Source organism: Lysinibacillus piscis (assembly GCF_026012395.1).
Classification (GTDB): Bacteria; Bacillota; Bacilli; order Bacillales_A; family Planococcaceae; genus Lysinibacillus; species Lysinibacillus piscis.
Window position 1 is genome coordinate 132,640 of sequence record NZ_BRZA01000001.1, and the last position, 14,670, is coordinate 147,309.

The following is a 14,670-nucleotide window of genomic DNA, read 5'->3' on the forward strand; positions in this document are numbered from 1 at the left end:
AGCGCAACATTGCTGCCTTTTATACTATATGAGTTAAAACAATGTTTCGTAAATTACTTGACCCGTTTCTGTTATATCGTATCCTCCAAGTGCGGCTATCTCTGCTTGGAAATCGGTTGAAGTTAAACTATCTTTCACTACACGGATTAAGTGCTCATTGTCAGATGTTTTCAAAAGGACAATATCATAGTACTCCTTCATCAAAGGAACAAAATCTACTTCTAATAGTTTCGCTACCTTTTCAATGCCTATCCCAACATCTGCATCACCTTTTGCCACAATAGATGCAACATCAATATGGCTCTTTTCTTCATTGTTATACCCTATAATCGTTGCTGGTGATAGCCCTTGTATGCGTAGTTGCTCATCTAGTAATGTACGAGCACCCGACCCTTTTTCACGGTTAATCAATTGAAGCTCCTTCGCATGAAAATCCGCAAATGAATGGATTTGCAATGGATTGCCCTTCTGCACATAAAAGCCTGCTTGGCGTGCTACTAAACGAATGACAATATATGCATGGCTTACAAAAATTCGTTTCAAATAAGGCACATTGTACTCCCTTGTGTCACCATCATACATATGCAAGCTCGCAATATCACATGACCCATTGTATAGTGCCATCACACCATTAAAACTACCTTCATGTGAGCGTAATACTTTATATGTTTGCTTTTTCTCAATATATTTCCCTAATATATCTAACACAATATCCTGTCCACTAATAATGATATTGCTTGTTGGCTGTACATGAGGTGCTATGGAGGTAGGCACAACTAGACTTGCCCCTGTTTTACGTTGCTGTATATATAATTGTAAATCGGCATAATCTACACGCATTTGTCGCCCTACACGAAAAACGGGTAAAGCTCCTTTTTTCACTAAATCGTAAATCGTCAGCTTCGATACCTTTAATAATTGTGCCACTTCTTCAATGGTATAAGACTGTTGTTGTGACATAAAGCTACCTCCCCTTATTTCTATTCAATCATCGTAACCTATTTGTCACATTTTTTAAATATACATATTTAGTTAACAAAAGAGTTATTTTCTTTTTAGATATAACTAATTATAATTGGTTATATCTTGTTATAAAAGGAGCCTTTGAATATGAAAAATATGTATCGTTTTATTGCCTTATTTATACTTGCCATTCTTATCGTAGGCTGTAGTAGTCCGAGCAGTGATTCGCCAGTAAAGGAAACGAAATCCGTTGAATTAACGATTTCCGCAGCCGCTAGCTTACAAGAGTCATTAGAAGCGTTAAAGGCAAGCTATGAAAAAGAACATGCAACTATCAAAATTACTTATAATTTCGGTGGTTCTGGTGCATTACAACAGCAAATTATTCAAGGCGCACCTGTCGATTTATTTTTTTCAGCCGCAGAAAATAAATTTAATGAGCTTGTGGATAAAGGTTTAATCGATGAAAAGCAGGGAACAAAGCTGTTGGCAAATGAATTAGTGTTAGTTGTACCAGCAGGCAACGAGCAAAACATTCAGTCCTTTAAGGATTTAAAGCAAGCCCAGCATATTGCACTGGGTACACCTGAAACAGTGCCTGCTGGTCAGTATGGGGTGGAATCTTTAAAAAATATGGGGCTATGGAATGACCTCGAAGCGAAAGTTGTTTATACAAAAGATGTTCGTCAAGTACTAACATATACAGAAACAGGAAACGTGGAGGCTGGTTTAGTCTATAAAACAGATGCTCTTATTTCAGACAAGGTAACTGTTATTGCGACTGCTCCAGCAGATACACATGCCCCGATTATTTATCCTGTGGGGATACTGAAAGATAGCAAGCATACAGCAGAGGCAGAAGCGTTCTATCAATATTTACAAAGTGAGGAAGCATTAAAAACATTCGAAAAGTATGGCTTCCAAGCTGTACAATAATGTATGAATAGTTATTTTTGGTCGCCTCTTATTCTATCCGTGGAAGTCGCCTTCGTAGCAGGCATGATGGCATTACTGACAGGAGTACTCTTAGGAAAATCGATGTCTCGCCACACATTTAGAGGCAAGTTATTGATTGAGACCCTCCTTTTATTGCCATTGGTCTTACCACCTACTGTCATCGGCTTTTTACTTATTATTATTTTTGGCAAAAACAGCGTATTTGGTCACTGGCTTACGGCACTATTCAATCAGCCAATCATGTTTACATGGTGGGCAGCCGTTATCGCCTCAACAGTCGTAGCTTTTCCTTTAATGTACCAATCTGCTAAACTTGGCTTTTCCTCTGTTGAGTCCGATATTGAACAGGCAGCACGTGTAGACGGGGCCAATGAGTGGCAAGTTTTTCGTTTCATCTCCATACCGCTTGCACTCAAGGCCATTATCGCAGGTGGCATTTTAAGCTTTGCCCGTGCATTAGGGGAATTCGGCGCAACTTTAATGTTTGCAGGCAATATTCCAGGGAAAACACAAACTGCGCCACTTGCCATTTATATGGCGATTGATGCAGGCAATATGTCGCTTGCTTGGGCATGGGTTATTTGTATGGTCGGTATTTCCTTTTTAATGCTGTTAGCTGTGCATTTTATTCAATCCTCCTAAAAAAGGAGACTAGGACAAAAGTATTCTAGCTAGTCAAAAGCCGAACGATTTAAGAAACTATTGTGAAGTGCTCCTAGATAGCTCGGTCTTCTCTATTTATTATAGAATATTTACACAAAATAAATCTAAAGGAGGTTCATGATGAGAAAATTTTCGTTTTTTTTAATATTATTTTTACTACTATATGGATGTGCAAATAACAATGTTAATAAAACAAGCAAAAATACTGACTTCGAAAAGAAAATAACAAATTTAGAAGAAGAAAATAATAATCTAAAAGAAGAAAACAATGCTTTGAAAGAAAAAATCAATAACATAGAAAACATAACAAATGACCAATTTAGAGAAGCAATAAATACTTCATTAAAATTCATAGATGCAATGAATAATCTAGACTATGAATACTTAGAAAAAAATATAAATCCGAAAATAAAAATTAATCGTGATAAACAAATATTCATAGATGAAAACAACTCTGAATCGGGATTTTTAAAAGCTGATTACAGTAAACTTGAATATAGAGGTTATCATTTAGACAATAACAAAATTCTTATATTTTTTGGTCAAGCTAACTTAGAAGCAAATGTTGAACTTGAAATAACAATTAAAGAGGAAAACAATAAATACACAATAGATGCATATAGAAATTAAAATACTAAAATAAACCTATTGATAAAAAGAGCAGCTTCATGGTGAACATATTTACATACCTACACATTTATTTTTTAAAATAGAGCAATACTTGTTAATATAAAGTAAACAAGTATCTAAGGAGGTTAATTCATTGCAGTCTACACGTAATTTAACCCAGAGTGAAATTGAAGCATTATTAGACGGTCCACAAAAATGCTTTCAAAGAATCAATGGTAGAAAGGTAAAGGTTACTGAAGAACATAAAGCTAATTTAAGAAAATCATTAGAAAAAACAATTGAGACGTTTAAGGCGAAAATAGACTTTAAAAACGCCAAACAACTTAGTGATTTATTACTCAATTTCGATAATGTAAATTTTTTTGTAGAATTTGCTGATAATGATTCTATTTTCTATTCTTTTGAATGCATCAAAGAATCTCAACATTACACTTTTACAGATAGTGGCTTTTTCACATTACCAAAAAAATAAAGAAGCTGGGACAAAACTAGCTCAGCATAAATAGAAAGGAGAATTTAAGTTCGCTCAAATTCTCCTTTCTCCACCATTACATTTTATATATTTTTGTTTGTTGACCATGTATTTTCGTAAATTTACGGTCATTAATGCGACCCCCATTTCGTTTTCAACCTTCAATATTGTCTACTTAAAGGGGATAATACCAGTACCAGCCTCATCTTTTTTATCCACCACTAATCGGCGGAATAAAAGCAATTGTATCTTCTTGCTCAATAACTGTCGCATCTGTTGCAAATTCCTCATTTACCGCCACCATCACCTGCTGAACAGCAACGTTTGGGTAATGGCTCGCCATCCATGCCTTTAATTCTCCAACTGTACATGCAGGCAAATCAACTGTTATTTTCGGCTGCCCAATTGCTTCTTGTAAATGTGCAAACAATAAAATCTCCATAACCCTTAGTCCTCCTCATTCATTGATGCTGCACCTGCTGGGTAAGGGACATTTTCTAATTGGTCCCCTATCCATTCTGTACCATCTTCCCAACATTCCTTTTTCCAAATCGGCACTATTTGTTTAATACGATCAATCACATATTCATTTGCCTCATACGCTATTTTTCGATGTGGAGAGGATACTGCAATAACCACCGCAATATCTGAAATGGTTAAATGACCGATTCGATGTGTAATCGCTACCTGTGCGTCTGACCAGCGCTCCTTTATTTCTTTGGCAATTTGCTCAAACATTTTAATCGCCATTGGGATGTAGGCTTGATATTCCAAATGCAATGTTTTTTTGCCATTCGTCATTTCTCGTACTGTGCCAATAAAAACGGTAATCGCCCCTGCGTTACGGCTAACCACTTTTTGTCGTACCTCTTCTACATCAATTGGTTTGTCTATAATTTCAAAGAATGCTGTATTCATGATTTTATCCTCATTTCTGTCATTAAAAAATCGAGATATTGCGCTTGTTCATGGATTGAAAAAGCTGGATAGGGTAGTGGCTGCTCTAATGGATATGTAGGCCAATAGAGCACACATAGAATATTGGATACTTGCTGTAATAAGACTTGGTCTGCTATTGTTCGTAATAGTACCACCTTCAGATAATGCTCTTGTTTATAGCCTTCTATTAACAATATATCTAAAGGAAAATCCTTGTAAATCGCTATGATATCTGCTAGCTCCCAATGCTCCTGCTGAATGCTTAGACGCAAAGTACCTGCTCCCTCTACCGCCGTTACACTAGCACCAGCCTGCTCATGGCGGGCACTATCTTTTGTGCTGTCTGTGGCTGGTATTCCTCCATGCCCATGATGCTTGATTGTTCCCACACGTAAGCCTTCTTGTGTGGCCTGCACAATAAGCTGCTCGACAAGCGTTGTTTTACCACTGTTTTGATAGCCTACAATTTGTAGGATTTTTCGATTTTGTCCCAAGGCCATTCACTTCCTTGCATATCCTCTACTAATAAAACTACGACTTGCCTACCTTTTTCATAGCCACGTGACCCTCCTGGTAACACAATCAGTGCATTGGCCCCACCTAATGAAGACACAGCACTTGATTTATCAAAGCCAGAAGGAACAGCGACTAATTGACCGTTTTCATAAAAAACAGTAGCACGCACAAAACGGGTAAATGGATTTGGCTTTTTAAAATCTGCTCCTAAAATTGCTTGCTCTCTCCGCAAATGAGGTTGTGGATGATGGCCAGCTGTTCGGATAATAGGACGTGTAAATAGCTCAAAGCCCACATAACAAGCAGATGGATTACCTGATAAACCAAATAACAATTGACCATTACGTGCCGCCACTGTTGTCACACTGCCTGGTCGCATTGCTACTTTATTGAACAACACTTCTGCCCCAATCGCTTCATAAATGGCTGGCAAATAATCATAATCTCCTACTGATACCCCGCCTGTTGTAATCAATATATCCACTTGCTGGAGTGCTTGTTTAACAGCTTGAATGCAAATATCCAAGTCATCACTCAATTTACCAAAGTATTTAGCTGTTGCGCCTGCACGCTCAATTTGTGCCATTATCATATAAGCATTGCTATTGCGAATTTTTCCAGGCTGCAAAGGTTCGTTAGGCTCTAACAATTCACTGCCCGTCGCAATCACACCAACAATGGGTTTGCGAACAACAGGCACTTGCTCATAGCCGAACGTAGCCAATAATGCCACAACACCAGGATTAATATATTGCCCTTTTTCAAGAAGAATAGCACCTTTTTGTACATCTTCTCCCTTATAGGAAATATTAGTTCCTGCTTCAAACGAGCGTTTTATCGACATATAGGCCTGATCATCTATTTCAAACATCTGTGTTAATTCTAACATAACGACTGCATCGCAACCTTGTGGAATCATGGCACCTGTCATAATACGTACCGCCTGTTGCTCCTCCACCATCTCATCGTACGTATAGCCTGCACCGATTTCGCCTACTACTTTAAATGTTACAGGCTGCTCGGCACTTGCTGTCGCACTATCTATAGAGCGAATCGCATAGCCATCATAGGGAGAGCGGTCAAAAGCAGGCACGTCCTGGTCGGCTGCAATATCCTCTGCTAAAAAACGTCCATACGCCTCCTGCAATGCTACCCTTTCTGTTTTAGCGCTAAAGGCATATGCCATCACGCGTTGCACCGCTTCTCCAACAGCAATTGGGTTTCTTTTCTCTAACATAGACAACACTCCTTATCCTAATAAACGATAATAAATTGTTTTCGCCTGCTGTACATCTTGAACACCATGAATGACTACTCGTCCATCTCGGAAAATAACTATGCGATAGTCCATTGCCTGACAAGAGAGCAAATATGGATTGTGCTGAATATCACCATAGGGGCGAAGTTGCTGTGCCAGTTGCTCCAAATCGTAGTCAATCGGCTGTGCAGGACGAAGCTGGATGGCATCACGCCCACATAATACATCGAGCTTTGTTTGATTTTCATAGGCTAAATAAGGATACGTCGGACTTGTACCACAGGATGGACATTGTGGGTTACGCATTTTCTCCACATTGATTTCATAATGCTGATTTTGCCATACATCGAATGTTAAATAACTTTTTCGTAAAGCTGCTTGATCTCCTACTAATAGCTTCAATACTTCAGCAACTTGATAAGCAGCTACAACTTGCACTACTGGGCTAATAATCCCTACCGTATCACAGGTCATGCCCGAATTTGGTATCGCTGTCAGCAAGCATTGTAAACAAGGTGTTGTCCCTGGTAGTATTGTATAGGTCGAGCCATAGCTACCCACACATGAGCCATAAATCCATGGAATTCGATGTTGCTGTGCTAAATCATTGATAAAAAAGCGAATATCGAAATTATCCGTCGCATCGATAATGACGTCTATTCCGACAAGCAATGAGGCAAATTGCTCTGTATAAGCATCCAAAATATGTACATCAATCTCTACCTCGGTATTAATACATTGTAATCGTTCTTTCGCCGCAATCACTTTCGGCACTTGCATTTTGGCATCTTGCTCTGTATATAATTGCTGTCTTTGCAAATTGCTCCATTCCACATAATCACGGTCTACGAGTGTTAATTTACCAACACCTGCTCGTACTAGCGCTTCTGCACTTGCACTACCTAATGCACCCACTCCAACAATCAATACATGTTTTTCTTGAAGTTGCTGCTGTCCTTGTTGACCAATTGAGCGAAATAATTGCTGTCTAGAATATCTATTTTCCATACTATTTTACCTTTCATGTTATAGTTTTAAATGAATGAAAATAAAGGAGGGCTTTTTATGACGCATCCCACACATCAACAATTACCCGTCCAAGCGGCTATTTTAACAGTGAGTGACACACGTACAAAAGCAGATGATAGCAGTGGCCAGCGTATTCAATCACTGCTGACGGACGCCTCATTTACATTAGCAGACTATCAAATTGTGCCCGACGAACCTGTTGCCATTTCACAAATCGTTCAAAATTGGTGTGATGATGCAACTGTCCAAGCCATTATTATCACAGGTGGCACTGGCTTTACACCAAGAGATCAAACATATGATACCATTGTCCCTCTTTTGGAGAAAGAAATGATGGGCTTTGGCGAACTGTTTCGTGCACTTAGTTATAAAGAAATCGGACCCAAAGCGATGTTTAGCCGTGCCACAGCAGGTAGTCGCCAGCAAACAGCCATTTATGTACTACCAGGCTCTACAAATGCTGTCCATCTTGCTATGACCAAGCTGATTCTACCTACTGTACAGCATTTTGTCGGTGAGCTACATCGTCTATGAACATTGCTGGTGTCGTATTAGCAGGCGGGCAATCCTCTCGGTATGGTCAGCCGAAAATGTTTGAACCATTTGCAGGTCAGCCTCTCTATAAGCACAGTCTCATAGCTTTACAAAAAAATCAACTACAGCCAATCATTATTGCGACAAATGCTAGTTTACAATCGCAATTTCTAGAAAATGACGTACAATGGATAATTGAAGAACAGCCGCATCAAGGGCCTCTCTTTGCTTTACATACGATTATGAACCATTTTCCTACTGTTGAATGGTTTTTTGTATTAGCGAGCGATATGCCACTCATACATGCACAATTTGTTCAAACAATGCTAGCATTTATTGATGAACGCTATGATGCCATTGTACCGCAACAAGCTGATAAATTGCAGCCTCTTGCCGCTTTGTATCGACGTAGTGCCTTGCCTATCGCTACACAACTAGTGCTACAAAATAGACGCAGTATGCAAGCTTTATTAGCACAGCTTCGTGTATGTTATATACCATTTGAAGAAAATAATAAGCTCTTTACCAATATTAATACACAGCAAGATTGGTCAGCAGCATATACAAAGGAGTCCTATCATGAATAATTTTACCCATTGGAACGAAGAAGGTCGTCCAAAAATGGTCGATATTTCTGCAAAAGATGTTACAAAACGTACAGCGATTGCCCATAGTACCGTTACGTTATCAGACGCAGTGTATGAAGCCATCCAACAAGGCGGCATTAAAAAAGGTGACCCCACACAAGTAGCACAAATTGCTGGCATTATGGGTGCTAAAAAAACAGCGGATATTATTCCGATGTGTCACCCAATTATGCTACAAGGCGTGGATTTCCAGTTCAACTATACCAAAGCAACAGTGGGCTATGAGCTACACATTGAAGCAACCGTTTCATGCGGTGGAAAAACAGGTGTTGAAATGGAAGCACTAACAGCCGTCTCTGTTGCAGCACTAACCTTTTACGATATGTGTAAAGCAATCGATAAATCCATGACCATTAAAGAAACCTATCTTGTACGAAAAACAGGTGGCAAAAGCGGTACATTCACACGTGAATAAACAAAAAAATTCGGCATTATTTTGCCGATTTTTTTGTTAACCACCGATATGTGACATTTCAATTTTAGCCTGTTGTCTTTTTGCCATTGTTTGTTCATTACGTTCATCTGAATAACGGTCTGTACGCTGCTGCCAAACAGCCGCAATACGCTTTGCTATCGTGGCATCATCTATGTCTGCACGCAACCAATCTCGTAAATTTGTGCCCTCTGTGGCAAATAAACAAGTATACAATTTCCCCTCTGCTGAAATACGTGCACGTGAACAAGTCGCACAAAAAGAATCTGTAACAGAGGAAATAATGCCAATTTCACCTTGTCCATCCGCATATTGATAGCGTGTTGCCACCTCTCCCGTATAATGTGGCACAGCAGGCACTAAGGGAGCAATTTGCTGTACTTGCTCAAGAATTTCCTTCTTCGATACAACATCATCTAGACGCCAGCCATTGGAATTACCAACATCCATATATTCGATATAGCGCAAAATATGCTGTTTTTCTTGAAAAAATCGAGCCATCTCCACAATGTCTTGCTCATTTTTTCCTTTTTGTACAACCATATTAATTTTTACGAGTAAGCCCGCCTCTGCAGCTTTTTCAATACCCTCTAGCACCGTTGCGACCTTTCCACGATGACCATTCATCACTGCAAAACGCTGTTCATCTAATGAATCAAGACTAACAGATACCCTTGATAAACCTGCCTTTGCTAAATCTTGTGCATATTTTTTTAATAAAGTGCCATTTGTTGTCAATGCAATATCCTCTACCCCCTCAATGTGATGAATACGCTCAACTAACACAGGTAAATCCCGACGTAGCAATGGTTCCCCACCTGTAATTCGAATTTTTTTAACACCTAAGGACACGAAAACTTTCACTAAGCGCTCAATTTCCTCGAAGCTCAAAATTTTATCAGAGGGCAAAAAGGCATAATCTGCTCCAAATAGCTCTGCTGGCATACAATATTGACAGCGAAAGTTACAGCGATCTGTGACAGATATTCTTAAATCTCGCAACGGTCTTTGTAGCTGATCTCGTAAATCATTCACCAAGAATCCCTCCCTCATTTTTGGGTAATTGAATACGTTCAGGATGTGTATAAATATTCAATGTATTGTGGCGAATAAAGCCCACTGTTGTAATACCTAGCTGCTCTGCTAATTGTAAAGCTAAGTCTGTTGGTGCTGATTTCGATAAAACAATCGCACAGCCAATTTTAGATACTTTTAATAATATTTCCGAGGAAATACGTCCACTAAATACAATGATTTTGTCCTGCATACGAATATTATTACGCAAACAATAGCCGTAAATTTTATCCAATGCATTATGACGTCCAATATCCATACGACTTACGACAACATCGTCTACCTGACATAATGTGGCATTATGCACACCACCTGTTTGTTTGAACATTACTGCAGCATCCTGCATTTCTTGTATAAGACGAAAACAATCATCCGTTGTTATTTGTACATGACTACCCTGCATAGTTTTAGCTGTTAGCGCATCATTAGCAAAGACAAAGCCTTGACGACTCATCCCACAACACGAAGTAATGTAGCGCTTATTTTGAATTTGTTGAGAATACGGATTTACATGCTTTGTAGTAATATGCACAAAACCCTCTTGCTCCTGATACCAAATATCTTCAATATCATCGAACCCTCGTATAATACGCTCTGATGTTAAATAGCCCACCACCATATCCTCCACATACTCTGGTGTACAAACCATCGTCACAAATTCTTGTCCATTAATCTTCACCGTCACTGCGTATTCTGTGACAATTGTATCCTCTATTTCAGTCATTTGATGATGCTCAACACGAAAAATTTTGCGTACGACTGCTTTTTCCATCAAGCTTCGCCTCTATTCACTAATAATGTCTTCAAAAATAAATACCGAAATCGCCACATCCTCTTCAATTTTAATATCCGAAAATAAATGCAGTAGCTTTGATCCGATTAATTCCTCCATACCTGCTGGTGGCTCTTTTGTATACAATTCCTGAATCATCCTTGTACGTGCAGCACGAACAATTTGTAAACCCTCTGGCGTGCTTGCGATAAATCTCTCTGTCGGCGTCATATTACCGTATAAAGTGGACACAGCCATATTTTCTACAAAAACCGTATGAATACGCTCTGGTCCTTTTCCAAATAATTCTTTGCGTAGTTTTCGTATAATGTCATTAAATTCATGCACTTTTTTAGACATAGTATCCATGCTCCCAACGTAATTAAACTGTCATTACCCTTATAGTTTGTTAATCATATAGCAACTTGAAAAAAATTTAAAGAGAAAAACATTTCACCATCTATCATGTTTCGACATCATTATACACAGTTGAACAACAAAATGGTTCATACGATTTTTGTTCATTTATCACTTTCACACAAAAAATATTTGTTGTACTTGATGCTACATTGCACTACACTTTTACATAAAAAAGATTCACTAAATGACAATAAAAGGATTGTCCATTTGTCATGAGGAGGCTATAATAAAAATAAATATAATGGCATTGGGATATTTATGAATTGGAATGTTCAAATGTTATTATGCAATTAAATGACAAGTAGATTGAATCTCTAGCAAGTCCTGCTAAAGATTTTATCCACCATGAATGACTAACATGCAAATAGCGTGTCGTTTCGTGGTGGATTTTTTGTATTCGTCATATTTTTTGGAGGGGGAATTCTTATGACTACAATTACTATTAACGGTGTATCGTATGGTGTAGCAGAGGGAGCTACGATTCTCGATACCATTAATCAAAACGGCATTGCCCACCCACAAATTTGTCATGTACCAGCGGTTGATCCGATTGAAACTTGTGATACATGCATTGTGGAAGTGAATGGTCAACTGGTGCGTTCTTGTTCAACAAAAGCGGTGGATGGTATGAATATCCAGCTTACCTCTGATCGAGCCAAAGCTGCTCAAACAGAGGCGATGGATCGTTTACTGGAGAACCATTTACTGTACTGTACAGTGTGTGACAATAACAATGGCAACTGTACATTGCATAATACAGCAGAGCTAATGGAAATTGAGCATCAAAAATATCCTTACAAGCCGAAAGTACCAGCGTGTGAGGTCGATATGTCCCACCCATTTTATCGCTATGACCCGAACCAGTGTATCGCTTGCGGTCAATGTGTAGAGGTTTGTCAAAGCCTACAAGTCAATGAAACATTATCGCTCGACTGGGAAGCAGACCGACCACGTGTTATTTGGGATACAGGTGTTGCCATTAACGATTCCTCTTGTGTTAGCTGTGGGCAATGTGTCACAGTGTGTCCATGTAATGCCTTAATGGAAAAATCCATGCTTGGAGAAGCTGGCTTTATGACAGGGCTAAAACAAGATATGCTAGATCCAATGATCCATTTAATTAAAGAGGTAGAGCCTGGCTATAGTGGTATTTTTGCTGTTTCTGAAGTTGAAGCAGCTATGCGTAGTAAGCGAACAAAGAAAACAAAAACGGTATGTACATTCTGTGGTGTCGGCTGTTCATTTGAAGTGTGGACAAAGGGACGTAAAATTTTGAAAGTACAACCTTCTGATGGCCCTGTTAATGCTATTTCGACTTGTGTAAAAGGAAAATTCGGCTGGGATTTTGTCAACTCAGAGGAACGTATTACAAAGCCATTGATTCGTAAAAATGATGAATTTGTTGAAGCATCATGGGAGGAAGCACTTGATTTAATCGCTACAAAACTTGGAGGTATTCATAAAGAATACGGTTCTGGCTCTGTTGGCTTTATTTCTTCTTCTAAAATTACGAATGAGGAAAATTATTTAATTCAAAAAATGGCACGTCAATTATTCCAAACAAATGATGTCGACAATTGTTCTCGTTATTGCCAATCTCCTGCGACGGATGGCTTGTTACGTACAGTAGGTCTTGGTGGTGATGCTGGTACGATTAAGGATATTGCCAAAGCAGGTCTTGTTATCATCGTTGGGGCAAACCCTGCGGAAGGGCATCCTGTCTTAGCAACGCGTGTCAAACGTGCACATAAATTACACGGGCAAAAATTAATCGTGGCAGATGTTCGAAAACATGAAATGGCAGAGCGCTCTGATATTTTCATGCGTCCAAAGCAAGGAACCGATCAAGTATGGTTAATGGCTGTGACCAAATATATCATTGACCAAGGCTGGCATGATGAAGCCTTTATTCAAGAAAATGTGAATTTCTTTGATGATTTCAAACATGTGCTTGAAAAATATACATTGGATTATGCAGAAGAGCAAACAGGCATTACGAAAGAAACATTAATACAAGTAGCTGAAATGATTCGTGATGCAGATGGTACATGTATCCTTTGGGGTATGGGTGTCACACAAAATACAGGTGGCTCTTATACATCTGCCGCCATTTCTAATCTATTGCTAGCGACTGGTAACTATCGCCGTTCAGGGGCTGGTGCTTACCCGCTTCGTGGTCACAACAATGTGCAAGGAGCTTGTGATATGGGGACATTACCAAACCTATTACCAGGCTATCAAAAAGTTACGAACGATGAAGAACGTGCAAAATTTGAGCAAGCATACGGTGTGACAATCCCTTCACAGCCAGGTCGCACAAATATGGCGATGTTGGATGCAATTATGGAAGGTAAAATGAAAGCTATGTATTTAGTCGGAGAAGATATGGCACTTGTCGATTGCAATGCCAATCATGTAGACCAAGTGCTATCACAATTAGATTTCTTTGTTGTGCAAGATTGCTTCTTATCCCGTACAGCACAATATGCAGATGTTATTTTACCAGCAGCTCCTTCTCTTGAAAAAGAAGGAACATTTACGAATACAGAGCGTCGTGTACAGCGTCTTTATCAAGCATTACCAACGCTTGGTGAATCAAAAGCCGATTGGGAAATATTACAGACAGTTGCTCAGCGTTTAGGAGCAGATTGGCATTATAGTCATCCAAGTGATATTTTTGCTGAAATGGCAAGTCTTTCACCTATTTTTGCACAGGCAAATTATGATGTACTAGAAGGCTGGGGTAGCTTCTGCTGGGGTAGCCTAGATGGTAAAGATACACCTTTACTATATGAAGATGGCTTTAATTTCCCAGATCAAAAGGCTCGTTTTGCTTTAGATGATTGGATTCCGCCTGTTGAATATGAGGCACAATATGACTGTCTTATTAATAACGGACGTATGCTAGAGCATTTTCATGAAGGCAATTTAACAAATAAATCAAAAGGTATTCAAGCCAAAGTTCCTGAAATTTTTGTAGAAGTATCACCTGAATTAGCAAAAGAACGTGGCATTGAGGATGGCACTCTACTTCGTTTAGTATCGCCATATGGTGCATTAAAATTGAATGCACTTGTCACAAGCCGTGTACAAGGCAATGAACTATTTTTACCAATGAATTCAGTTAACAAAGAGTCAGCCATTAACTTCCTAACAGGACCAGCTAAGGACATTAATACCTCTACACCTGCTTATAAGCAAACAAAGGTGCGTGTCGAAGTGTTAAAAGCAAAAGGGAAAAATCCACTTCCTAGAACAAATCCACGCTATAAACAACGCCATCCACAAAATGGTGTGGAAGTAGCGCGCAAATGGAACCGTCCTGGCTATGTTCACTTAACAACTACAAACGAAGGGAAGTGA

At 39.1% G+C, this 14,670-nt stretch carries 17 protein-coding genes; 8 read left to right on the plus strand and 9 right to left on the minus strand.

The annotated features are described in order from the left end of the window. Positions 1-33 precede the first annotated feature (33 nt). The gene (locus OPF91_RS00675; protein WP_264986741.1) at positions 34-960 is read right to left on the minus strand and encodes a substrate-binding domain-containing protein; all 927 of its coding nucleotides are present in this window, start codon (positions 958-960) and stop codon (positions 34-36) included. Between the two features lie 150 nt (positions 961-1,110). On the opposite strand from OPF91_RS00675, the gene modA reads away from it, so the two are divergent. The 4 genes from modA (at position 1,111) to OPF91_RS00695 (ending at position 3,685) form a co-directional block, all read left to right on the plus strand. Continuing rightward, complete coding sequence (modA, locus tag OPF91_RS00680; RefSeq protein WP_264986742.1) at positions 1,111-1,899, plus strand: molybdate ABC transporter substrate-binding protein; 789 nt, start codon at positions 1,111-1,113, stop codon at positions 1,897-1,899. A gap of 3 nt (positions 1,900-1,902) precedes the next feature. Continuing rightward, entirely contained in the window at positions 1,903-2,562 is a 660-nt protein-coding gene (gene modB / locus OPF91_RS00685) for a molybdate ABC transporter permease subunit (protein WP_264986743.1), read from the plus strand. Positions 2,563-2,703: 141 nt separating this feature from the next. Next, positions 2,704-3,213, plus strand: coding sequence for a hypothetical protein (locus OPF91_RS00690; protein ID WP_264986744.1), 510 nt, complete (start codon positions 2,704-2,706; stop codon positions 3,211-3,213). A gap of 133 nt (positions 3,214-3,346) precedes the next feature. Continuing rightward, the gene (locus tag OPF91_RS00695; protein WP_264986745.1) at positions 3,347-3,685 is read left to right on the plus strand and encodes a hypothetical protein; all 339 of its coding nucleotides are present in this window, start codon (positions 3,347-3,349) and stop codon (positions 3,683-3,685) included. A 211-nt stretch (positions 3,686-3,896) separates the two neighbouring features. Here the strand turns inward: OPF91_RS00695 and moaD are convergent, their stop codons facing one another. From moaD to OPF91_RS00720, 5 genes are read right to left on the minus strand one after another with little or no spacing between them, the layout of a single operon-like run. Continuing rightward, positions 3,897-4,127, minus strand: a complete 231-nt coding sequence (moaD, locus tag OPF91_RS00700) for a molybdopterin converting factor subunit 1 (RefSeq protein WP_264986746.1) — start codon at positions 4,125-4,127, stop codon at positions 3,897-3,899. A gap of 5 nt (positions 4,128-4,132) precedes the next feature. After that, positions 4,133-4,603, minus strand: coding sequence for a molybdenum cofactor biosynthesis protein MoaE (locus OPF91_RS00705; protein ID WP_264986747.1), 471 nt, complete (start codon positions 4,601-4,603; stop codon positions 4,133-4,135). Continuing rightward, on the minus strand, positions 4,600-5,124 hold the full coding sequence (gene mobB / locus OPF91_RS00710; protein WP_264986748.1) for a molybdopterin-guanine dinucleotide biosynthesis protein B: 525 nt from the start codon (positions 5,122-5,124) through the stop codon (positions 4,600-4,602). Before mobB ends, OPF91_RS00705 begins: the two co-directional genes overlap by 4 nt. Further along, entirely contained in the window at positions 5,085-6,377 is a 1,293-nt protein-coding gene (locus OPF91_RS00715; protein WP_264986749.1) for a molybdopterin molybdotransferase MoeA, read from the minus strand. The genes mobB and OPF91_RS00715 overlap by 40 nt, the downstream gene beginning before the upstream one ends. A 12-nt stretch (positions 6,378-6,389) precedes the next feature. Continuing rightward, entirely contained in the window at positions 6,390-7,406 is a 1,017-nt protein-coding gene (locus OPF91_RS00720; RefSeq protein ID WP_264986750.1) for a MoeB/ThiF family adenylyltransferase, read from the minus strand. A gap of 57 nt (positions 7,407-7,463) precedes the next feature. Here OPF91_RS00720 and OPF91_RS00725 point away from each other — a divergent pair, with 57 nt between their 5' ends. From OPF91_RS00725 to moaC, 3 genes are read left to right on the plus strand one after another with little or no spacing between them, the layout of a single operon-like run. Further along, positions 7,464-7,961 carry a MogA/MoaB family molybdenum cofactor biosynthesis protein gene (locus OPF91_RS00725; RefSeq protein ID WP_264986752.1) on the plus strand — a complete coding sequence of 166 codons (498 nt, stop codon included), beginning with the start codon at positions 7,464-7,466 and terminating at the stop codon, positions 7,959-7,961. Continuing rightward, entirely contained in the window at positions 7,958-8,548 is a 591-nt protein-coding gene (mobA, locus tag OPF91_RS00730; protein WP_264986753.1) for a molybdenum cofactor guanylyltransferase, read from the plus strand. The genes OPF91_RS00725 and mobA overlap by 4 nt, the downstream gene beginning before the upstream one ends. After that, positions 8,541-9,023 (plus strand): cyclic pyranopterin monophosphate synthase MoaC, encoded by a 483-nt coding sequence (gene moaC / locus OPF91_RS00735; RefSeq protein ID WP_264986754.1) that lies wholly within the window; start codon positions 8,541-8,543, stop codon positions 9,021-9,023. The genes mobA and moaC overlap by 8 nt, the downstream gene beginning before the upstream one ends. Positions 9,024-9,059: 36 nt before the next feature. On the opposite strand, the gene moaA is transcribed toward moaC, so the two are convergent. Genes moaA through OPF91_RS00750 form a run of 3 tightly spaced genes read right to left on the minus strand, consistent with a single transcriptional unit; the run spans position 9,060 to position 11,247 of the window. Next, entirely contained in the window at positions 9,060-10,094 is a 1,035-nt protein-coding gene (gene moaA, locus OPF91_RS00740; RefSeq protein ID WP_373877015.1) for a GTP 3',8-cyclase MoaA, read from the minus strand. Continuing rightward, the gene (gene fdhD / locus OPF91_RS00745) at positions 10,069-10,887 is read right to left on the minus strand and encodes a formate dehydrogenase accessory sulfurtransferase FdhD (protein WP_264986756.1); all 819 of its coding nucleotides are present in this window, start codon (positions 10,885-10,887) and stop codon (positions 10,069-10,071) included. Before fdhD ends, moaA begins: the two co-directional genes overlap by 26 nt. Before the next feature lie 12 nt (positions 10,888-10,899). Beyond that, positions 10,900-11,247 carry a Na-translocating system protein MpsC family protein gene (locus tag OPF91_RS00750; RefSeq protein WP_264986757.1) on the minus strand — a complete coding sequence of 116 codons (348 nt, stop codon included), beginning with the start codon at positions 11,245-11,247 and terminating at the stop codon, positions 10,900-10,902. 486 nt (positions 11,248-11,733) lie between these two features. On the opposite strand from OPF91_RS00750, the gene fdhF reads away from it, so the two are divergent. Beyond that, entirely contained in the window at positions 11,734-14,670 is a 2,937-nt protein-coding gene (gene fdhF, locus OPF91_RS00755; RefSeq protein ID WP_264986758.1) for a formate dehydrogenase subunit alpha, read from the plus strand.